The organism is Streptomyces sp. MA5143a, from assembly GCF_900290235.1.
Taxonomy (GTDB): domain Bacteria; phylum Actinomycetota; class Actinomycetes; order Streptomycetales; family Streptomycetaceae; genus Streptomyces.
Window position 1 is genome coordinate 230956 of the sequence record NZ_OLMK01000028.1, and the last position, 19733, is coordinate 250688.

21 protein-coding genes are annotated in these 19733 nt (G+C 70.3%); 8 read left to right on the forward strand and 13 right to left on the reverse strand.

Going from position 1 to position 19733, the window contains the following annotated elements:
- Positions 1-95 precede the first annotated feature (95 nt).
- From SMA5143A_RS14650 to SMA5143A_RS14660, 3 genes are all read left to right on the forward strand, one after another.
- Entirely contained in the window at positions 96-1421 is a 1326-nt protein-coding gene (locus SMA5143A_RS14650; RefSeq protein WP_107463340.1) for a PhoH family protein, read from the forward strand.
- 426 nt (positions 1422-1847) lie between these two features.
- Positions 1848-2558, forward strand: coding sequence for a transglycosylase SLT domain-containing protein (locus tag SMA5143A_RS14655; protein WP_181361854.1), 711 nt, complete (start codon positions 1848-1850; stop codon positions 2556-2558).
- A gap of 186 nt (positions 2559-2744) precedes the next feature.
- Positions 2745-4202, forward strand: coding sequence for an AI-2E family transporter (locus tag SMA5143A_RS14660; RefSeq protein WP_107463342.1), 1458 nt, complete (start codon positions 2745-2747; stop codon positions 4200-4202).
- Here the strand turns inward: SMA5143A_RS14660 and SMA5143A_RS14665 are convergent.
- From SMA5143A_RS14665 to SMA5143A_RS14675, 3 genes are all read right to left on the reverse strand, one after another.
- A complete protein-coding gene (locus SMA5143A_RS14665; protein WP_107463343.1) occupies positions 4199-4765 on the reverse strand; it encodes a dihydrofolate reductase family protein in 567 nt (188 codons plus the stop codon). The genes SMA5143A_RS14660 and SMA5143A_RS14665 overlap by 4 nt on opposite strands.
- Positions 4766-4870: 105 nt before the next feature.
- Positions 4871-5581 carry a response regulator gene (locus tag SMA5143A_RS14670; protein WP_107463344.1) on the reverse strand — a complete coding sequence of 237 codons (711 nt, stop codon included), beginning with the start codon at positions 5579-5581 and terminating at the stop codon, positions 4871-4873.
- The gene (locus SMA5143A_RS14675) at positions 5578-6405 is read right to left on the reverse strand and encodes a sensor histidine kinase (RefSeq protein WP_258193526.1); all 828 of its coding nucleotides are present in this window, start codon (positions 6403-6405) and stop codon (positions 5578-5580) included. The genes SMA5143A_RS14670 and SMA5143A_RS14675 overlap by 4 nt, the downstream gene beginning before the upstream one ends.
- A 153-nt stretch (positions 6406-6558) precedes the next feature.
- Between SMA5143A_RS14675 and SMA5143A_RS14680 the strand changes: the two genes are divergently transcribed.
- From SMA5143A_RS14680 to SMA5143A_RS14705, 5 genes are all read left to right on the forward strand, one after another.
- The gene (locus tag SMA5143A_RS14680; protein ID WP_107463345.1) at positions 6559-7272 is read left to right on the forward strand and encodes an ABC transporter ATP-binding protein; all 714 of its coding nucleotides are present in this window, start codon (positions 6559-6561) and stop codon (positions 7270-7272) included.
- Positions 7269-9572, forward strand: coding sequence for an ABC transporter permease (locus SMA5143A_RS14685; RefSeq protein WP_107463346.1), 2304 nt, complete (start codon positions 7269-7271; stop codon positions 9570-9572). Before SMA5143A_RS14680 ends, SMA5143A_RS14685 begins: the two co-directional genes overlap by 4 nt.
- A 752-nt stretch (positions 9573-10324) precedes the next feature.
- Positions 10325-10612 (forward strand): winged helix-turn-helix domain-containing protein, encoded by a 288-nt coding sequence (locus SMA5143A_RS14695; RefSeq protein ID WP_107463348.1) that lies wholly within the window; start codon positions 10325-10327, stop codon positions 10610-10612.
- 63 nt (positions 10613-10675) lie between these two features.
- Positions 10676-11011, forward strand: a complete 336-nt coding sequence (locus SMA5143A_RS14700; protein ID WP_107463349.1) for a hypothetical protein — start codon at positions 10676-10678, stop codon at positions 11009-11011.
- On the forward strand, positions 10987-11403 hold the full coding sequence (locus SMA5143A_RS14705; RefSeq protein ID WP_107463350.1) for a DNA-binding protein: 417 nt from the start codon (positions 10987-10989) through the stop codon (positions 11401-11403). Before SMA5143A_RS14700 ends, SMA5143A_RS14705 begins: the two co-directional genes overlap by 25 nt.
- 35 nt (positions 11404-11438) lie before the next feature.
- Here the strand turns inward: SMA5143A_RS14705 and SMA5143A_RS14710 are convergent, their stop codons facing one another.
- The 10 genes from SMA5143A_RS14710 to SMA5143A_RS14755 form a co-directional block, all read right to left on the reverse strand.
- Entirely contained in the window at positions 11439-12074 is a 636-nt protein-coding gene (locus SMA5143A_RS14710; RefSeq protein ID WP_181361855.1) for an OmpA family protein, read from the reverse strand.
- A 2-nt stretch (positions 12075-12076) separates the two neighbouring features.
- On the reverse strand, positions 12077-12676 hold the full coding sequence (locus SMA5143A_RS14715; protein WP_107463352.1) for a hypothetical protein: 600 nt from the start codon (positions 12674-12676) through the stop codon (positions 12077-12079).
- Positions 12677-12691: 15 nt separating this feature from the next.
- Positions 12692-13309, reverse strand: a complete 618-nt coding sequence (locus tag SMA5143A_RS14720) for a pilus assembly protein TadG-related protein (protein ID WP_181361857.1) — start codon at positions 13307-13309, stop codon at positions 12692-12694.
- Positions 13306-13515, reverse strand: a complete 210-nt coding sequence (locus SMA5143A_RS14725; RefSeq protein WP_107463375.1) for a hypothetical protein — start codon at positions 13513-13515, stop codon at positions 13306-13308. The genes SMA5143A_RS14720 and SMA5143A_RS14725 overlap by 4 nt, the downstream gene beginning before the upstream one ends.
- A gap of 105 nt (positions 13516-13620) precedes the next feature.
- Positions 13621-14427 (reverse strand): response regulator transcription factor, encoded by an 807-nt coding sequence (locus SMA5143A_RS14730; RefSeq protein WP_107463353.1) that lies wholly within the window; start codon positions 14425-14427, stop codon positions 13621-13623.
- Positions 14420-15835 carry a sensor histidine kinase gene (locus tag SMA5143A_RS14735; protein WP_107463354.1) on the reverse strand — a complete coding sequence of 472 codons (1416 nt, stop codon included), beginning with the start codon at positions 15833-15835 and terminating at the stop codon, positions 14420-14422. Before SMA5143A_RS14735 ends, SMA5143A_RS14730 begins: the two co-directional genes overlap by 8 nt.
- On the reverse strand, positions 15835-16737 hold the full coding sequence (locus SMA5143A_RS14740; protein WP_107463355.1) for a DUF5936 domain-containing protein: 903 nt from the start codon (positions 16735-16737) through the stop codon (positions 15835-15837). Before SMA5143A_RS14740 ends, SMA5143A_RS14735 begins: the two co-directional genes overlap by 1 nt.
- Positions 16738-16757: 20 nt before the next feature.
- On the reverse strand, positions 16758-17705 hold the full coding sequence (locus SMA5143A_RS14745; protein WP_107463356.1) for a type II secretion system F family protein: 948 nt from the start codon (positions 17703-17705) through the stop codon (positions 16758-16760).
- 91 nt (positions 17706-17796) lie between these two features.
- Positions 17797-19137 (reverse strand): CpaF family protein, encoded by a 1341-nt coding sequence (locus SMA5143A_RS14750; protein WP_107463357.1) that lies wholly within the window; start codon positions 19135-19137, stop codon positions 17797-17799.
- Between the two features lie 140 nt (positions 19138-19277).
- On the reverse strand, positions 19278-19733 hold a 456-nt coding region (locus tag SMA5143A_RS14755), incomplete at its 5' end, for a TadE/TadG family type IV pilus assembly protein (RefSeq protein ID WP_258193527.1).

The following is a 19733-nucleotide window of genomic DNA, read 5'->3' on the forward strand; positions in this document are numbered from 1 at the left end:
CGGAGGGCCGGTCACCGGCCCGTGCAACGGCGCCGTCGACCGGCCCAGTTCCATCCCGTCGCTCCCCGACCTCATCCGAGGGGGTACGTCCTTCCGTGGTGACCAGCACAAAGCGCCACAAGCCAGACCGGCGCACCTACGTCCTCGACACCAGCGTCCTGCTGGCCGACCCGAACGCTTTGAGCCGCTTCGACGAGCACGAGGTCGTGCTTCCGATCGTCGTGGTGACGGAGCTGGAGGCGAAGAGGCACCATCCCGAACTCGGCTACTTCGCCCGGCAGGCCCTGCGTCTGCTCGACGAGTTCCGGGTGCGGCACGGCCGCCTCGACGCCCCCATCCCGATCGGGGACCTCGGCGGGACCGTACGCGTCGAGCTCAACCACTCGGACCCCAGCGTCCTGCCGTCCGGCTACCGCCTGGGGGACAACGACTCCCGCATCCTGGCGGTCGCCCGCAATCTGCAGGCCGAGGGCTACGACGTGACTGTCGTGTCGAAGGACCTGCCCCTCAGGATCAAGGCGTCCTCCGTGGGCCTCCTCGCCGAGGAGTACCGCGCGGAACTCGCCATCACGGACGCCTCCGGCTGGACCGGGATGTCCGAGGTGACCCTGCCGGGCGACCAGGTGGACATCCTCTTCGAGGAGGGGACGGTCTACGTCCCGGAGGTCAGCGGCCTCCCCGTCCACACGGGTCTGACGATCCAGTCCGAGCGGGGCAAGGCCCTCGGCCGGGTGACGGCGGACGGCAACATCCGGCTCGTCCGCGGCGACCGTGAGGCCTTCGGCATCCACGGCCGCAGCGCCGAGCAGCGCATCGCGCTGGATCTGCTGCTCGACCCGGACGTCGGGATCGTGTCGATGGGCGGCCGGGCCGGCACCGGCAAGTCCGCGCTCGCGCTCTGCGCGGGCCTGGAGGCCGTGCTCGAACGGCGCCAGCACCAGAAGGTGATGGTCTTCCGGCCGCTGTACGCGGTGGGCGGGCAGGAGCTCGGCTATCTACCCGGCAGCGAGGCCGAGAAGATGAGCCCCTGGGCGCAGGCGGTCTTCGACACGCTCTCCGCGGTCACCTCCCGCGAGGTCATCGAGGAGGTCACCGCGCGCGGGATGCTGGAGGTCCTTCCGCTCACGCACATCCGCGGCCGCTCGCTCCACGACGCGTTCGTCATCGTGGACGAGGCCCAGTCGCTGGAACGGAACGTCCTGCTGACCGTTCTGTCCCGGATCGGGGCGAATTCACGGGTGGTTCTGACCCATGACGTGGCCCAGCGCGACAACCTGCGCGTCGGTCGCTACGACGGTGTCGTCGCCGTGGTGGAGAAGCTGAAGGGCCATCCGCTCTTCGCCCACGTCACGCTGACGCGGTCCGAACGCTCCCAGATCGCGGCCCTGGTGACCGAAATGCTGGAGGACGGGCAGATTTAACGGTTCTGACGGTTCCGGACGATCTGACCAGTTTTGGTCAAGTCCGGTCACCTATGGACCTCTTGGCGCCGTCCGGCAAAGGCGATGAGCCTAGCCGGGCGGCGCCTCGGCGTGTGGGCGTTTCCGTGAATCCCTGGGGCCAAACGAGGTGTGAGCTTTCACACGCAACTACGAATTGCCTTGCGACGCCGGGTTACGGCAGAGTCTCACTCCTGTCAGGCCCCGCATACGACACAGCCGTACCCCCAGCGGTACGGAACCACGGCAACACCACGGTCAACTCCATAGCGTCGTCGTATGCCGCCCGAGCACCACGCGGCGCTCCCGCAAGGGAGTTGCCCACCGGGCCCGCGCCTCCGTGACCCCGCAGTTGGGAGGCCAGCGCCAGGGGCACGATTGCGTCCGCCAGGGTCACCGAGGCGGGCGATGCTGGAAGGAAACCGTGTGAGCCGGATTTCGGTCCGGGGATTCGCAGTGGCTTCGGCCACCGCGGTCACCGCAGTCGGAAGTGTCGTCGGAGTTGCCTCGGGCAGCACCGCCCAGACCACGGACGACGCCGAGGCGGTCGCGAACGACACCACGTTGCTCGCCGACATCCCTGTTGGTGAGCAGGCGCAGGTGCAGACCGCATCCCTGACTGCACAGGCCGACGCCCAGGCCATCGCCGCCGACGCGACCGCCCGCAAGGACGCCGAGGAGACCGCCCGTAAGAAGGCGGCCGAGGACGCGATCGCGAAGCAGAAGCAGGCGGAGAAGGCCGAGCAGGAGCGCAAGGCGAAGGCCGAAGCCGAGACGAAGGCCCAGGCTGCCAGCTCGCTCGGCGACGCCCCGACGCAGAGCTCCTACACCGTCGCCGAGATCCAGGCGATGGCGAAGGCGGTCGTGGCGAGCGACCAGTGGACCTGCTTCAGCAACATCGTGAACCACGAGTCCACCTGGAACTACAAGGCCGTCAACCCGTCCTCGGGTGCCTACGGTCTCTTCCAGGCGCTCCCCGGCTCCAAGATGTCGTCCGCCGGCTCCGACTGGCAGACCAACCCGGCCACGCAGATCAAGTGGGGCCTCAACTACATGGAATCGCGCTACGGCAGCCCCTGCGGGGCGTGGTCCTTCTGGCAGGCCAACCACTGGTACTAGGCCTGCCGCACCGCCGATGACCAGCCGCGATCCTCGTCGGCGGGGCACCGTCGGCCGCTCGACGCCCGGAAGCCCCCCACCGTTCTTCGGTGGGGGGCTTCCGCCATGTACGGTCGAAACCCCCGGGATGAATCGCGGCCTCCGGGGCACATGGTGGACAGCAGGGGCGACGGGGGAAGAGGACGCATGAAGTCGCGGGTGCCAGGGTGGCTCGGCCGGATCGGCTCCGGCCTGAGCGGTTGGGGCGAGCGGTTGGAGCGCCGCCGCGCGGAGATCGAGTCCGAGTCCTCGGAGTCGTCCGGGCGTTCGGGGTCCTACGGGTCTTCGGGGTCTTACGGGTCTTCAACGGGTTCCGGGGCTTCGGCGGGGTCCGGATCCGCTGCGGGGTCGCAATCCACGGGGGATTCCTCGCGCGGGTCCGGAGACGATGACCCCAAGAGGGTCGCGATGGAAGCGCAGGGCTCCCCCGGCGGCGGTCCGGCCGACGCGCCCACCGCCGTCCTGCGCCCGCGCCCCGACCCGGCGTCCGCGGTGCCCTGGGGCATGCGGGTCGCGGCGGAGGCCGGCTGGCGGCTGCTCGTCCTCGCGGGCACCGTCTGGGTGCTGATGCGGATCATCAGCTCCGTGCAACTCCTGGTGCTGTCCTTCACCAGCGCGCTGCTCATCACGGCGCTGCTCCAGCCGACGGTGGCCCGGCTGACCCGGCACCGCGTACCGCGCGGCCTCGCCACGGCCCTGACCGCCGCCCTCGGCTTCGTCATCATGGGACTCATCGGCTGGTTCGTCACCTGGCAGGTCATGGAGAACATCGACGACCTCTCCGACCAGGTCCAGGACGGCATCGACGAGTTGCGGCGCTGGCTGCTCGACAGCCCGTTCCATGTCACCGAGAACCAGATCAACGACATCGCGGGGAACCTCCGCGAGGCCATCAGCGACAACACGGACACGATCACCACGGCGGGGCTGGAGGGCGTGACCGTCATCGTCGAGGCGCTCACCGGCATCCTCCTGACGATCTTCTCCACGCTGTTCCTGCTCTACGACGGCAAGCGGATCTGGCAGTGGTCCCTGAAGCTGGTCCCGGCGGCGGCCCGCCCCGGAGTCTCCGCGGCCGGGCCGCGTGCCTGGCGGACGTTGACCGCGTATGTGCGCGGCACGGTGATAGTGGCCCTGATCGACGCCATCTTCATCGGCCTCGGCATCTACTTCCTCGATGTGCCGATGGCCGTCCCGCTGGCCGTGTTCATCTTCCTGTTCGCCTTCATCCCCCTGGTCGGCGCGGTCGTCTCGGGTGCCCTCGCCGTGGTCGTGGCGCTGGTGACGCAGGGCGTCTTCACCGCCGTCATGACCCTCGTCGTGGTCCTCGCGGTCCAGCAGATCGAGGGGCACATCCTCCAGCCGTTCATCCTCGGCCGCGCTGTGCGCGTCCACCCGCTCGCCGTCGTCCTGTCGGTCGCCGCGGGCGGGATGATCGCGGGCATCGGGGGCGCGGTGGTCGCGGTGCCGCTGGTCGCCGTCACCAACACGGTGGTGGGGTCCCTGCGGGCGTACGCGCAGGACAGGCCGTACGGGGACGAGGAGCCGCACGGTCGTGGGGCGCGGTCCGGTGGCGGGGCCCGGTCGGGCGGGGATGCGGGTTAGTTCCTCCCGTGGCGGAGCAGGACTACTCCGTTGCCGAAGGTGCGGGTCTCGATCAGGCGCAGGTCGGCCGTCGGCCGCTCCTCGGCCTGGGAGAACAGCGGCCTGCCCCGACCGAGGATGACCGGGTGGACGTAGAGCCAGTACTCGTCGATCAGGTCGTGCCGCATGAACTCGGCGGCGAGGGTGGCGCCGCCGAGGGCGAGGTCGCCGCCCTCCTGCGCCTTCAGCGCCATGATGTCCTCCACGACGACGTCCCGCACGATCGTGGTGTGCCACTCGGCGCGGTGCAGCGTCCGTGAGAACACGAGCTTCGGCTTCTCACGCCAGATGCGGGCGAAGTCCGCGACGGGAGCGGGCGCGTCGGGGTCCCGGTCGGCCGTGGGCCAGTAGTCGGCCATCAGCTCGTAGGAGACCCGGCCGTCCAGGAAGACGCCCATGTCCCTGAGGACGTCGTTGAAGTGGGTGTGCAGCTCCTCGTCGACGAGCTGCCAGTCCAGCTCACGGTTCGGGCCCTCCATGTAGCCGTCGAGGGACAGGGACATCATCAGGACGATCTTTCGCATGTGTGGGCTCCCGCGGTTCTCGGTGTCGGCCTGGGACGAGCATGGCGCGGGAAGGGACCGGTCGCCCGGATTTGGCGAGGGCTGAACGGCAGACGCCGTCGGCGGTCAGCGGTCGGGGTCGGCGGATTCGCCGGGGGCGACGAGCCCGGTCTCGTAGGCGAGGACCACGGCCTGGGCCCGGTCGCGGAGGGTCAGTTTGGCGAAGATCCGGGCCACATGGGTCTTCACCGTCGCCTCGCTCAGGGTCAGGTGCCGGGCCAGCTCGGCGTTGGACAGCCCTCTTCCCATGAGGGTCAGCACCTCCCGTTCGCGCGGCGTCAGGAGGGTGAGATCACGGTGGACGGCGGGGTGTGCGGGTCCGGGAGCGGTCCGTCCGGCGCCGGAGGCCCAGCGTTCCACCAGGCGGCGGGTGATCGAGGGCGCGAGCAGCGCGTCGCCGGTGTCGACCAGGCGTACCGCGGCGGCGAGATGGGCCGGGGTGACGTCCTTGAGCAGGAAGCCGCTGGCACCGGCGGCGAGGGCCGCGTAGACGTAGGAGTCGAGGTCGAAGGTGGTCAGCATGATCACTCGGCAGCCGGGGGTCTGCGCGAGGACGCGGCGGGCGGCTTCCAGGCCGTCCATGTGCGGCATGCGGATGTCCATGAGGACGACATCGGGACGCAGTCGGCTCACGGTCCGGACGGCTTCGGCGCCGTCCGCGGCTTCGCCGACCACGTTGATGCCGCGCGCGGTCAGGATCAGGCGGAAGCCGGTGCGGACAAGTTCCTGGTCGTCGGCGATCACCACGCGGGGGGCGGGGCCGGTGGGTGTGGTCATGGCCGGTCCAGTGGGATGCGGGCGCGGACACGGTACCCGCCGCCCAGGCGGCGCCGCGCGTCCAGATGACCGCCGTAGACGGCGACGCGCTCCCGCAGACCGATGAGCCCGCGTCCCGCTCCCCGGGTCTGCTCCGCGGGTGGGTGGACGGGGGGCACGGGGGCGTCACCCGACAGGACACTCGGGCCGCTGTTCAGGACTTCGACGCGCAGCCAGTGCTCCGCGTACCGCACCGTCACCTCGGCCTTCGCTCCGTGGCCGTGCTTGAGGGCGTTGGTCAGTGCCTCCTGGATGATCCGGTAGGCGGTGACGTCGATCCCGGTCGGCAGGGGGCGGGGATCGCCGGATATCCGTACCTCGACGGGCAGTCCGGCGAAGGCGATCCGGTCGATCAACGGGCTGAGCCGGCTCAGGCTCGGCTGGGGGGCCAGGTCCCCGCCGTACGGTTCGTCGTCCCCGTCCTGCGCCGGGGCGAGCAGGCCGAGCAGGTGCCTCAGCTCGGTCATCGCGGTCCGCCCGGCGCTCTCCACCGCGGTCAGCGCGGCCTCGGCCTCGCCGGGCAGGGTGGCCAGCACCTCGCGGGCGGCCCCGGCCTGCACCACCATGAGGCTCACGTTGTGGCTGACGATGTCGTGGAGTTCGGCCGCGATCCTGGCCCGCTCGGCGTCGACCGCGGTCCGCGCGGCGCTCTCCCGTTCCCGCTCCAGCAGCCAACCGCCCTCCTCGACGGCCGCACGATGCCGCCGCCGGGCCCGGACGAGCGCCACGCTCAGGACGACCACCGCGGCGCACGCCGCCGCCGACACCGCGACCAGCCAGATCAACCCCGAACTCCCCACCCGCACAAGCTTGGCAGCCTGGCCATCCCGCCGCCTCATGCTGTGGATCCACATCCCTACATCCCCAGGATGACCCGCGCGGCCGGTTACACCCGGCGAGGGACGTCATGCCCGCCCCGGCGCTTCTAGGTTCGTGCCATGACAACTGTTCCGGACAACCACCCCTCACGAACCGTCGTGCGGCTGGACGACGTCCGCAAGGAGTACGGCGACGCGACGGCCCTGGACGGCGTCCGCCTGGAGATCCGCGCCGGGGAGGCGGTGGCGGTGATGGGGCCGTCGGGCTGCGGCAAGTCCACGCTGCTCAACATGGTCGCGGGCCTGGACCGCCCGACGTCGGGAACCGTTCAGGTCCGCGGCCAGGATCTGGGGGCGTTGAACGAGACCGGGCTGGCTCTGTTCCGGCGGCGGCACATCGGCATGATCTTCCAGTTCTTCAATCTGATCGACGACCTGCCGGCGCTGGACAACGTCGCGCTGGCGGCCCAGTTGATCGGCACGTCCGCCCGGCAGGCGCGCCGCCGCGCGCTGGAACTCCTCGACGAACTCGGCATCGCCGACCGCAAGGACACCTACCCGGCCGCCTTGAGCGGAGGTGAGCGTCAACGCGTCGCCGTGGCCCGGGCGCTGATGAACCGTCCGGCCCTGCTGCTGGCCGACGAGCCGACGGGCGCGCTGGACAGCCGCTCGGGCGAGCAGGTCATGGACCTGCTGATCGACCTCAACCAGATCGGTCAGACGCTGCTGATCGTCACGCACGACCCGCACCTGGCCACACGCTGCGCCAGCAGGCTGATCGAGGTCGCCGACGGCCGGGTGGCCCGCGAGAGCGCTGTGGAGACCACCGTATGAGCGCCGTGTGGAGGGCGTCGCGGGCGGCCGTGAAACGCCGCAGGCTCCAGACGTTCGTCATCGGGCTCGTGGTCCTGTGCTCCACCACGACGATCCTGCTCGGGCTGGTGCTCCTCGCCGCGGCGTCGGCCCCCTTCGACAACGCGTTCGCGCAGCAGCGCGGGGCCCACACGGTGGCGACGTTCGACGCGTCGAAGGTGTCGTCCGCACGGCTCGCGGCCACGGCCCGCCGGCCGGGGGTCGAGGCCGCGGCCGGGCCCTTCGGGCAGGCGGTTCTCGAGATGCCCGAAGACTGGCTGTGGATGCCGGCCGGTTCCCTCTCCGTCGTGGGCCGGGCCGAACCGGACGGACCGGTCGACCGCGTCCACCTCCTGGAGGGCCGCTGGGCCACCGCTCCCGGTGAGATCGTCATCAACTGGCCGATCGCCGGCACCCCCGGCCGGGACTCGCTCGGCACCGAACTCAGGCCCCGTGGAGGTCCGGCCCTCACCGTCGTCGGCTTCGCCACCAGCATGAGCAAGACCGCCGGGGGCTGGGTCTCCCCCGAGCAGGTGGAGCGGCTGCGCCCGGCCACCCGTCAGATGTTGTACCGCTTCTCGGACGCCTCGACCGAGCGGGAGCTGCGGGCCGGCCTCACCACGGCCACCGCCCGACTGCCCGCCGACTCACTGGTGACCGCACAGACCTATCTCGCCCTCAAGCGGGCCTTCGCCGCGCAGGCGGACGCCTATGTGCCGTTCATGACGCTGTTCGGCGTGCTCGGTCTGCTCATCTCCGTGCTGATCGTGGGGAATGTCGTCAGCGGGGCGGTGGTCTCCGGGCATCGGCACATCGGTGTGCTCAAAGCGCTGGGCTTCACCCCGAACCAGGTGATGGCGGTCTATCTGACGATGGTCTCCGTCCCCGCGGTCATCGGCTGCGTCCTCGGCACCCTCATCGGGAACGCGGCGACGGGACCCATCCTGCGGGTGGCCTTCGCCGGCATCGACACGGGCGGCGCGGAGATCGGCACCAGCTGGTGGCCGTCCGTGCTGTGCCTGGCGGGGATGCCGGCTCTCGTCGTCGTCACCGCCCTGATCCCCGCCGTACGCGCGCACCGGCTTCCCGCCGCCCAGGCGATCACCGCGGGAAGTTCGCCACGGACCGGACGAGGGCTGCGCGTCCAGCGCCGGCTCGGCGGAACGCGCCTGCCCCGTGCCGTCAGCCTGGGCCTTGGCCGGCCGTTCGCGCGGCCGGGCCGCTCGCTGCTGACCATGGCGGCCATCGTCCTCGGCGTCACCACCGTCACCCTGACGACCGGTCTGACCAGCACCCTGCTCGCCTTCGTCGACGACGACGGGGCCACCCGGGTGCGCGTGGAGGCGGCGGGGGGTTCCACCGCCGGGGGCGACACCGCCCGGCGCCTGTCCGACCGGCAGACCGAGCAGCGGCTGCGCTCCCTGCCCGGCGCGGACCGGGTGACCGTCCGCGGGCTCACCAGGGTGAGCCTCGCCGGACACACGGAACCCGTGTACGCCAACTTCTACCGCGGGGACACCCGGGACCTCGCCCCCCATGTCGTCGACGGGCACTGGCCCGACCGTGCCGGACAGGCCGCCGCCGGGCCGGCGTTCCTCGACCAGCACGGGCTGTCCGTGGGCGACCGGATCACCGTCCTCCTGAACGGCAGGCAGACCCCCGTGACGATCGTGGGCCGGCTCTCGGACGGCAACGCCAAGGCGCTGGACTCCAACTGGCAGACCCTGCGGCGCCTCGACTCCTCGTTCCAGGCCGCCGAGTACACGGTCCGCCTCACCCAGGGCGCCGACGTCCGGAAGTACGTCGACGCGGTCAGGGCCGCCGACCCGGCTCTCCGCCCCTCGGTACTGCGACCCGACAACACCGTCACCGCGACCGTGGTCGGCTTCTCGTCGGTGTTCACCGTGCTGCTGACCGTGGTCGCCTCGCTCGGTGTCTTCAACACGGTCCTGCTCGACATCCGCGAACGGCGGCGCGACCTGGGCATGCTCAAGTCGAGCGGCATGACCCCCCGCCAGGTCATGACAATGACGATATCGTCCGTCGCGGCCCTCGGCCTGGTCGGCGGGCTGCTGGGAATCCCGTTGGGGGTCGTCGCGCACCGGCTCGTCGTGGACCACGTCGGCGTGATCGTGTTCCCGGAGTTCACGAAACAGGTGTGGCACCTGCCCCAGCTGGCCGCGCTGATGCTGGCGGGCGTCACGATGGCCGTCCTCGGCGCCCTGATCCCGGCGCGGTCGGCGGCACGGCTCACCATCGCGAAGGTGCTGCACAACGAGTAGCGCCCGGTGAGCGCCGCCTCCGCCGGGAGCCGTCCAGTCCAGCTGGGCGACGGCTCCCGGCGTGGGCGCGGTGGGACGGGGCGTCAGCTGGGGGCGTCGGCAGATGGGTTCAGCTCATCCGCCGGGGGCGGGTAGTGCGGGGCGCATTCCTGGCACGCGTAGACGTTGAAACCGGGGCCGGTGGCCCCGTGGTGCTCGTGCACCAGGACCGGGTCCTGAGTGAAGCGCTGGCAGCGGGCACACATGCGGATCGGGAGGCGGCGCGGTGGGTGGTGCCTGGTGTCGGTCATCGGGTCGCCCCCACGAGGGCTCCGGGAACACGGACTTCACGGGACACGGGCGGCTCCGTGTCGAGGCCGAGACTCGCCAGGTAGAGGGCGCGGCGCCGTTCGCGCAGACCACGGGTTGCACGGCGACGCACTCGTTCGTCCAGGGTGTAAGTGGGCAGCGTTGATGGTTGCGGATGGGGGCGAGTGACTGGCTGGGCTACGGGGGCGGGTGGTGGGACGGGGGATCCCGCGCGGTGGCGACCACGTGAGTCCGGCAGCCAGATACGCAGCATCCAGGCCAGGGCTCGGACGGTAAGGTCCAGCATTGTCGGCGCTCCTTGTCAGCGTTGACCATGCCCCGGGGCCGTGCCAGGCCGCCGGGGTTTGATGTTGCGTAGCCTACATTGCTACGCATGTCAGTGCATAGCAGTATGTAGCTACTTGCGCATTGATGCAGCTCAGGGCTGTTTTACGGTGGCAACCATGGCAGCAGAGTCGAACAGTTCACCGATCGACCCGAGCAAGATCGCTTACGTGTATATGCAGGTGGCCGACCACATCGCCGCCCGGATCGCCTCCGGTGACCTGCGGCCGGGCGCTCGTCTGCCCGGAGAGCGGGATCTCGGGACCGAGTACGGGGTGGCCTACTTGACTGCTCGCCGCGCCATCCGCGAACTGCGTGAACGCGGTCTCGTCGTCACCCTGCCCGCCAAGGGCACGTTCGTGGCGTATCCGCCGGAGCCCGAGGCGGGCTCGACCCCGGAGCAGTAGGACCTCATCGCGATTCCGAACGGTTTGCTACTTCGTTTGACACCATGTTGGTAGCCTGACGTCATGGAGACTCCGGAGCAGTACCGCGAGGATGATGGGCCCGCGCAGAAGGTCAGCGTGTCCATGCCCGCAGGGCGCATCGCGGCAGTCAAGGCCCGCGTCGGCGCGCGCGGCTTCTCCGCCTATGTGAGCGCGGCCGTGGAGCGGCAGATACAGCGCGATCTGCTGGAGGAACTCCTTCAGGCCAAGGAGGACGAGATCGGCCGCCCCTCCCCCGAGGTCCTGGACTGGGCAGCGGAGATCTTTCAGGAGGCGGAGGCCCTGGCAGCCGATGAGCGTCGGGCCGAGGCGATCGAGGGGGACGAGGGCGCGGCATGGCCCGATCGCAAGGCCGGTTGAGTCACGGCGTTCTGCTTCTCGACAGCGAGGGGCTGAGCAAGTTCATGGCCAACGATCCACAGGTCACCGGGCTGATCCGTACGGCCCAGGCCAAGGACACCCTGGTGGCCCTGAGCAACCTCACGTTGATCGAGGCATGGCACGCCAAAGTGCGCATGGACCGCCTCCGCTGGCACACGTCCCGCCTGGAGGTGCTGCCCGTCAGTGATGCGATCACCTGGCGTGCCATCGACCTGCTCCGGAACGCGAACCTCTTCGGGCACAAGTACGCGGTCGACTCCGTCGTTGCCGCCACGGCTCTGGACTACCCCGGGCCCCGCATCATCGTCACATCGGACGCGGACGACATGAACAAGCTGTGCGGCGACAGGGTCCGCGTCGTGGGTGTCTGAGCGACTGCGCCGTCTTGACCGCGGCCGATCGCTGGTCAGCTCTGTCCGTCGCCGGTCCCCGACGCGGTCCTCGGGAAGGAGACCTCCACTCGGCGGTTCTTCTTGCGGCCCTCCTCCGAGGAGTTGTCGGCGATGGGGTAGTCCTCGCTGTAGCCGCGTACCTCGAAGGTGACGTCGCCGTCGAGGTCGCCGGCCAGGATGTCGTGGACCGCCTCGGCGCGCTTCTTGGAGAGGGTCAGGCCGTGGGCGTACGAGCCGAGGTCGTCGGTGAAGCCGAACACGCGGACCTTGGTGGCGCTCTGCGCCTTGATCTCCGCCGCGATCGCCTCGATGCGGGAGCGGGCCTGCGGGTTCAGCTTCGCGCTGTCCTTGGGGAAGAGCACCTCCGCCTGGAGCGCGAACGTCACGTTCTCGTTGGTGTCCTCGCGGCGCTCCTCGCCGCCGAGGTCCTCCACGACCGACTTGATGTCCAGCACCTTGGCGGGCGCGAGCGTCGCGCCGGCGGCCAGCTTCAGCCCCGGACTGTTCGCGTCCACCTCCGGGGGTGGGGAGGTGGTGACCGTGCCCGGGGGTTCGCTGGGGTCGTCGTCGGCGTGGGCCGCCGGGGTGGCGAGAGCGAACGCGACCACGACCGCGAGGGCGGCGGTGACCCGTGGGGTGAGAGCGGCCATGGTCACTCGCCCTCGGAGAGTTCGATGGTGGCGGGGGGCATGGAGCCGACTTGGAAGTCCACGGAGGTGGTGTTTTCGGGGGGTGCGGGGAATTGGGCGAACCATTGCGCGGTCTCGCCTTCGTTCACTCCGCCCGTGAATTGGGTGCAGAGGCAGCGGCCCGACGTATCACGCAGGACGAGGTACTTCTTCTTGCCAGCCTGATCGGTGAGATTGGCACCGGCGATGGAGGCTCCGTTCTTGGCCAGCTCCCGCTCATCACCACGCCAGCTCGCGGCTACCCACGCCTCACCGGTGTTGTTCGTGACCGTACCTTGCACTGTGACGAAGCCGCCGCTGTCGCGCTGAGCGGACGTGACGGCCAGCGTTATCCCGTTCTCGCCCTTCACTTCGGCCAACACCGAAGCGGAGGAGGGTGCTGCGGACTCCTTGTCGTCACGGCTGTCGTCGCCCTTGGCGGGCGGAGACGAAGACGACTTCGAATCGGACGATTTGTCGTCCCCTCCTCCCCCTCCGCAGCCGGCCACCATAAGGACCAGCCCGGTGGCGATCGTCACCGTGGTCAGAGCAGCGCGGCCCCTAGTGGTGTACCGGAACTTCATGGACACGACTTCCTCTCACTCAGCCAGACGCACAGAGAACATCACGGACGCATCGGGAAGGTCGTCCGGATCGAAATTGTCGGGGTCGATATCCACGGGCTGACCGTCGCAATCCAGTGTCACGGGCTTGGCGGGGTCCGCTTCCACGTCAACGTCACACCGGGGTTGGACGACCGCAGTCGCCTGAGCGGTGGCAGGCCGGCTTTCGGTGCCGGGGATGATCGAGTCGCCGACCGTGTAGTCCGTCTGGACCTCGACTCGAAAGCCGGGGAATCCCCCCGCCTCAGTGGGCTGGGCGCCGCCCAGCACCGTTGAGTCGTTGGCGGCGGCCAGTTCCTGGGCGGCAGCCGTGGCGCCGTCGGCGGGCAGGCCGTCAAGGAGATCCAGCCAGTCCAGCCAGTCATCGTCGCCGGCTTCGATCGCGTCTCCGAAATCGAGCAAGAGGTCTTCACGCGCCTGCTGCGCCGCTGCCAACGCCGCAGCGTCCGCCGCAGACTGGGCCCCACCGCGAGCGGATGCTGCTTGCGCGAACACGAAGAAGGCCAACGCCGCGAAGAGCAGAATCGCGGTCAGCCATATGTAGATGGGGAGGGTGGACCCTCGGTCGTCGAACCGGAGCCGAGAGCCCCTCAGCCGCCAATGACGTCGTTCACCGCGTTCAGGATCGCCTGAGAAATCAAACCGTCGAGTCCGAGACTGTCGACCATCACGAAGATGCCCGCGACGATGATCATGATGCCGGCGTACTCCACGAAACCCGCGCCCGCGTCGCGGTTCTTGCCTCGCATGCGGGACTTGACCGTGGATTTCCACGTGGTGAAGCGGTGCTTGATGCTCATGGCGGTTGCCCTCCCGCGCGACGGGGACGTCTCTCGGATCACCGTACGTGAAAGGGCCCGTACGGGGGGTGGGTCCAGGGGCCCAACTTGGGCGGGTGGGCGGGGTCATCGGGTCCACCCCCCGTGGGCCGTGCCGAGCCAGTGGGCGATCGCTTCGCTGCGCGTCGTGGTGTGCAGTTTCGCGAAGATGCGGTTGATGTGGTTCTTGACCGTCTTCTCGCTGATGAAGCAGGCGGCGGCGATCTGACGGTTGTTCATACCGGACGCGATGAGGTCCATCACCTCCACCTCCCTTGCGCTCAGGCCGAATGACGGTTGGTCGGGCGGGCCGGGGGCCCGGTGGCGCGACGGTGCGCCTCGTTGCTCCGCGTACGTGGAGCGAGTCTCCGACGACTGTGGCACATATGGTTGCAGGTGCGAAGCTCGGTCATGACTTTCGTGTGAAGGTTTGTAGGAAACACCGAGGGAAGTTGAGACATCCGCGACCGTCGTGGAGACGGACGCGGAGATCGTCGGGCGGCCCTCCCGTAACTGCCGTACCGCCCGCATCAGTTCCTCCGCCGTGAAGTCGCCGTGGACCAGGTAGCCGCACGCGCCCCGGCGTACGGCCTCCGCCACCACCTCCGGTTCCGTGCTGTACGTCAGCATCATCACCGGTGCCAGCGCGGCCAGTTCGGGGAGTGCCGTGAGGCCGTCCGTGCCGGGCATGCGGACGTCGAGGAGCACGACGTCGGGGCGGTGCAGCCGGGCGTCCCGTACCGCCTCCTCCCCGTTCGTCACCTGGGCCACCACCTCGATGTCCGGGTGGGCGCCGAGGAGCGCGGCGAGGCCGGCGCGGACGACCGGGTTGTCGTCGGCGACCAGTACGCGGCAGCGGGGCTCGGTGGGGAGTTCCTGATCCCGGTCATGCATGGGCGGACTCCTGGTGGGGGGTTCGAGAGGGGCGGTGGGTGTCGGTGGGCGGCTCGTGGAGCGGGAGGGTCAGGGTTACCTTCGTGCCCGGTGTGCCGGGGGTGATGTGGAGGTGCGCTCCCAGCTGTTCGGCTCGTTCCCTCATGCCCACGAGACCGAAGTGGCCGGAATCGGATGCCTCGGCCAGGGCGGGTGCGGGCGGGAGGCCCACTCCGTCGTCCTCGATCGTGAGGCGGAGGGCGGTCGCGGTGACCGTCAGGGTGACGTCCGCTCTCGTCGCGTGCGCGTGGCGGTGGGTGTTCTCCAGTGCCTCGGTGACGATCGCCAGGAGGTGGTGGGTGGTCTCGGGTGGGAGGGGCGGGGGTTCCGGGCCCGTGTGGGTCAGGTGCGCGGGGAGGGTGGTGCGGGTGGTGAAGGTTCGGGTCCTCGCCGTCAGTTGGGTCCTCAGGTCCGCCGGGGGTGCCGTTTCCGTCAGGTCCGTGTGGCGGCGTAGGTCCGTGAGGAGGTCGCGGGACTCGGCTGCGGCTCGGCGGGCCGCCGCGGCCACGAGGGTCGCCTGTCGGCGCAGTACGGCCGGGTCGGGGGCGGGGCGGTCCGCGGAGGTCGACAGCGCGTCCGCGGCGAGGGCCAGGCCGTGCAGGGTCTTGGCGACCGAGTCGTGCAGTTCGCGGGCCAGCCGGGCGCGTTCCGACTCGACGGCCTCCGCCACGGCGAGACGGGACGTGGCCTCCGCGAGGGCCTGCGTGGCCGTACCGAAGCGGAACATCAGGTTGCGGAGGGTCACGCCGATGATGCCTGCCGCGACGCAGAAACCGGCGATGAGGAGGGTGCCCGCGCCCGCGCCCGGGCTGTGCTCCCAGGCACGGTGGACGGTCAGCAGGACGGCCAGTTGGAGTCCGGTGAAGAGGCCGGCGCCGCGCCAGCCGTAGAGCAGGCCGGAGAGGAGCGGCGTGCAGACCGTGGCGTAGGCGAGGGGCGAGACCGGGGACGCGGTGAGGAGGAGGACCGCGCCGAGGAGGAGGTCCAGCGCCATCAGGGAGGGGTGCGCGAGGAGGCGGGGGGCGAAGCGGTCCCAGTCCCTCAGGGTGGCGTAGGAGATGGTGATGCCCAGGGCCGCGACGATGAGTACGGCACGGGTGGGGGCGCCGTCCGAGGTGTTGGCCATGGCGAAAGGGGTGCCGATGGCCAGCATCGTGAGGCGGACGGCGATCGTCTGGCGGGAGAGGGCCTGGAGGGCGTTCAGCTGGAGGCGGAGGGTCGCGGGGGGTGCCGCGTCGTCCTGGAGGTAGCCGGTGACGGGGGCGGTGGAGGGGGCCTGGATGCGGTCGGTCGGCGGGCGGCGTCGGCGGGCCGCCGCCGGGACGATCCAGCGGGTGGATGGGGGCAGGTTCCGGCCGCGGATTCTCATCAGCGGCCCAGGATCTCGCCGAAGTTCGTACCCGAACCGAGGAACATGCCCGTCGCGATGAGGATCATCGTCGCCGGGAGCATGAAGATCAGGGTCACCAGTGTCGCCTTGGGGATCGTCCTCGCGGCCCTGCGCCGCGCGTTCTGGGCGTCCGTGCGGCGCATGTCGGCGGCCAGCTGGATCAACGTCTCCGCGATGGGGCTGCCCAGCTCCTCGCCCTGCTGCAACGCCGAGACGAACTGCGCCACCTGCTCGGAGGAGTTGCGCTTGCGGAGCTCGTCGAACGCCTGGCGGCGACTGACGCCCATGTCCATCTGGCGGAGTGTGATGCGGAGTTCGTCGGCCCACGGACCCTCGTAATTCTCCGCGACCCGGTCCAGGGCCTGGCGGAAACCGAGGCCCGCCGAGACGACCACGGCGAGCACGTCCAGGAAGTCGGGGAGCGTGCGGTCGATGACGTCCTTGCGTTCCCGGACCGCCTGCCAGATCGCGGCGTCCGCGGCGAAGAAACCGAACGCGAACGTGCCGGCGGCGAACAGGGGGCGGTCGCTGGTGAGGAAGACCAGCCCCATGAAAGCGCCGAAGAAGCCGTACACGGCCCGGCGGGCGGCGTAACGGTTGAGGGTGAGGCCTCCGGGGTTGCCCGCCATGTCGATACGGCGGCGCTTCGCCTCGACCCGGCGGGGGCCCATGAGACGCAGCACGAACGGGGCGAAGCGCATACCGAGCCGGTCGACCGCCGACCCCGTCCTGGAGACACGGGTGGCGCCCACCTCCAGGGCGAGGGCCAGGTCGCTCGGGAGTTTCGCGTCGGCGCGGATCATCCGGATGCCGAGCAGGACACCCGCCACGGCGACGGCCATCAGCAGGGCGAGGAGGAGCGGGAGCATCGATGTCGTCATGTCGGGTCGCGGCTCCCTTCTCAGACTTCGATCTTGCCGAGGCGGCGGATGACGAAGAAACCGACGGTGTACAGGCCGATCGACACCAGGACCAGGATCTGACCGAGGGGCGAGCCGGTCACGCGGGCCAGCGCGCCCTCGTTCGAGGAGTTGATCAGGAGGAGGGAGCCCAGGCCCAGGAACGGGACCGTGAACGCCGTCGCGTTGACCTCCGAGAGCATCGTGCGGACCTCGCGTCGGGTCTCCTTGCGGTCCTCCAGGGTCTGGGTGAGGTTGCGGAGCGAACTGACGACCGTGCCGCCCGCCTTGTTCGACAGGACGAGGGTGGTGACGAGGACGACCAGTTCACGGGACGGGAGGCGTTCGGCGAGCTCACCGAGCGCGTCGTCCACGGAACGGCCGAGCGCCAACTGGTCCGCGACCCGCGCCAGCTCCTCCCCCGCCGGGGCCTCCAGCTCCTCCGCCGCCATCGCCAGCGCCGTGCGCAGGGCGAGACCGGCCGCCGTGGCGTTGGCCAGGAGGCGGGCCACGTCGGGAAGCTGGTTGATGAACGCCTCGATACGTTTCTGACGCTGCCAGTTGAGGAAGATCGCGGCGGCCCAGATGCCTACCGCGCCGGCGATCGGGCCGAAGAACGGGGCGAGCGTCGCGGCGGCGATCAGCCACAGGGCGACCACGACCATCGCCACGTACGTGGCGTACTCGCCCGCCGTCAGATCGAGTCCCGTCGTGGTCAGCCGAAGGTGGATCGCCCGGCCGAGGCGGGTGCGGCGCAGCCGGCGGTCGACGGCCGTGAACCGTCGTACGCGGCCGCTCGCCGTGCGGAGCGGGCCGCCCTGGCTGCCGGCGAGACGGTCGACCAGCGCCTGGCGCTGTGAGCGGCCCGAGGCGTAGGTGTGCGCGCCGGCGACGGCGAGGGTGCCGCACAGGACGGTGGCGCCGAGGGCCAGCAGGGTGGCGTTGTTCACCGGGCGCTCCTGACTGGGGTCTCGGGGCGGGGTGGGGGTGAGGGGTCGGTGCGGGCCGTGGGGCGAGTGCCGGCCGCGGGGCGAGTGCTCGTCATCCGATGGCCTGCCTCGTGTGGAGTACGTCCATGGCCTCCGCCACGCCGTACGCGGGGGGCAGCGGCTCGTTCGCCACGTACAGCTTCTCCGCGACCGGGCGGGGGATCGGCAGGTGCTCGAAGCGGCCGTGGACGACTCGGTCGGCGCCCAGGGGGTCCGGGACGAAGCGGGAGACGGTGGCGATGCGGAACTGCTCACGGCCGTGCGAGACGAGCAGCGTGATCTCCGTGATCCTGCGGGAGCCGTCGGCGAAACGGGTCAGCTGGACGACGACGTCCACCGCCGAGTTGATCTGGTCCTTGAGCGCCTCGAAGGGGATCAGGACCTCGGACATCGAGCCCAGGGTCTGCAACCGCATCAGCGCGTCCTCGGCGGAGTTGGCGTGGACCGTGGCGAGCGAGCCGTCGTGGCCCGTCGACATCGCCTGGAGCATGTCCAGGGTCTCGCCGCCGCGGACCTCACCCACGATGATGCGGTCCGGGCGCATGCGGAGCGAGTTGCGCACCAGGTCGCGGATGGTGATCTGGCCCTTGCCCTCGATGTTGGGCGGCCTCGACTCCAGGCGGATGACGTGGTCCTGCTGGAGCTGGAGTTCGGCCGAGTCCTCGATCGTGATGATGCGCTCGCGGGGCGGGATCAGGCCCGAGAGCGCGTTGAGGAGGGTCGTCTTGCCGGTGCCGGTACCGCCGCTGACGATCACGTTGAAGCGGGCGCGGACGAACGCGGCCAGCAGCATCAGCATCTGCTCGTCGAGGGAACCGAGGCCTATCAGCTCCGGGAGCGTGTACGCCCTCGGGAAGCGGCGGATCGTGAGGGTCGGGCCGGTCAGGGCGAGCGGGGGGATGATGACGTTGACGCGTTCGCCGGTGGGGAGGCGGGCGTCGACCATGGGGTTCGACTCGTCGACGCGGCGGTTGACCGTGGAGACGATGCGTTCGATCGTCTGCATCAGCTGGTCCGTGGAGGCGAAGCGGAGCGGGAGCTGTTCCACGCGGCCGGCTCGCTCCACGAAGATCGAGTCGGGGCCGTTGACCATGATCTCGGTGACGGAGGCGTCGGCGAGGAGCGGCTCCAGGACGCCGAGGCCGAGGGCCTCGTCGACGACTCTGCGGATCAGCTGGGAGCGTTCCGCGGAGGAGAGGACCGGGCCTTCCCGGCTGATGATGTGGCCGAGGACGCGTTCCAGGCGGGCTCGGCGGTCGGCCGCCGTCAGGGCCGACATCTCGGCGAGGTCGATCTCTTCGAGGAGCTTGGCGCGGTAGACGGCCACGAGGTGTCCGTCCTCGCGTCCGGTTCCCCCCTCGTCGGGGGCGGCGATACGGGATCGCAGGCTCATCTCTTCGTCAACTCCTCTCGGGGGGCTGGTGCTTGGGTGGGGTGGCTTGGGTGGCGTGGCTTGGGTGGCGTGGCGTGGCTTGGGTGGCGTGGCGTGGCTTAGGTGGCGTGGCGTGGCTTGGGTGGCGTAGGGGCTTCTCGTCAGTCTTCGTCCTCGTCGTTCGGCATCGTCGCTGTGCGTTCGAGGGAGACCGGGTCGAAGAGGGGGATCACGGAGGGGACCGTGACGACGACTGTGGCGGTGGTGGTGTCGGGGCCCTGGGCCGGGCTCACCTCCGGGTTGAGCCAGCCGCTTGCCGCGGCCTGGCCCGCTGCGACGCCGTCGTTGCCGAGGGACTCGGCGCGGGCCGCCGCCCTCGCGGCTGAGCCGGCCTGGCTGATGCCGTAGCCGATGAGGCCGAGTTGGATGGCTGCCATGGCCACCAGGAGGAGGATGGGGAGGAAGCCGGCGAACTCCAGGATGGCCGCGCCTCGGTCGTTGCGGTGGCGGGTTCGTTCGGGTGTGGGTGGGGCGTCCTGGGGTGTGGGTGGGGTGCCCTGGGGTGTGGGTGGGGCGCCTTCGGGGGCGGGGTGGGCGCCTGCCGTGTGGGGGTGGGT

Bases quoted from the DNA above. Each gene is read 5' to 3' on its own strand.
- SMA5143A_RS14655 (WP_181361854.1), top strand. From the start codon at position 1,848: ATGCTGGAAGGAAACCGTGTGAGCCGGATTTCGGTCCGGGGATTCGCA.
- SMA5143A_RS14660 (WP_107463342.1), top strand. From the start codon at position 2,745: ATGAAGTCGCGGGTGCCAGGGTGGCTCGGCCGGATCGGCTCCGGCCTG.
- SMA5143A_RS14665 (WP_107463343.1), bottom strand. From the start codon at position 4,765: ATGCGAAAGATCGTCCTGATGATGTCCCTGTCCCTCGACGGCTACATG.
- SMA5143A_RS14670 (WP_107463344.1), bottom strand. From the start codon at position 5,581: ATGACCACACCCACCGGCCCCGCCCCCCGCGTGGTGATCGCCGACGAC.
- SMA5143A_RS14680 (WP_107463345.1), top strand. From the start codon at position 6,559: ATGACAACTGTTCCGGACAACCACCCCTCACGAACCGTCGTGCGGCTG.
- SMA5143A_RS14685 (WP_107463346.1), top strand. From the start codon at position 7,269: ATGAGCGCCGTGTGGAGGGCGTCGCGGGCGGCCGTGAAACGCCGCAGG.
- SMA5143A_RS14695 (WP_107463348.1), top strand. From the start codon at position 10,325: ATGGCAGCAGAGTCGAACAGTTCACCGATCGACCCGAGCAAGATCGCT.
- SMA5143A_RS14700 (WP_107463349.1), top strand. From the start codon at position 10,676: ATGGAGACTCCGGAGCAGTACCGCGAGGATGATGGGCCCGCGCAGAAG.
- SMA5143A_RS14705 (WP_107463350.1), top strand. From the start codon at position 10,987: ATGGCCCGATCGCAAGGCCGGTTGAGTCACGGCGTTCTGCTTCTCGAC.
- SMA5143A_RS14710 (WP_181361855.1), bottom strand. From the start codon at position 12,074: ATGGCCGCTCTCACCCCACGGGTCACCGCCGCCCTCGCGGTCGTGGTC.
- SMA5143A_RS14715 (WP_107463352.1), bottom strand. From the start codon at position 12,676: ATGAAGTTCCGGTACACCACTAGGGGCCGCGCTGCTCTGACCACGGTG.
- SMA5143A_RS14725 (WP_107463375.1), bottom strand. From the start codon at position 13,515: ATGAGCATCAAGCACCGCTTCACCACGTGGAAATCCACGGTCAAGTCC.
- SMA5143A_RS14730 (WP_107463353.1), bottom strand. From the start codon at position 14,427: ATGCATGACCGGGATCAGGAACTCCCCACCGAGCCCCGCTGCCGCGTA.
- SMA5143A_RS14735 (WP_107463354.1), bottom strand. From the start codon at position 15,835: ATGAGAATCCGCGGCCGGAACCTGCCCCCATCCACCCGCTGGATCGTC.
- SMA5143A_RS14740 (WP_107463355.1), bottom strand. From the start codon at position 16,737: ATGACGACATCGATGCTCCCGCTCCTCCTCGCCCTGCTGATGGCCGTC.
- SMA5143A_RS14750 (WP_107463357.1), bottom strand. From the start codon at position 19,137: ATGAGCCTGCGATCCCGTATCGCCGCCCCCGACGAGGGGGGAACCGGA.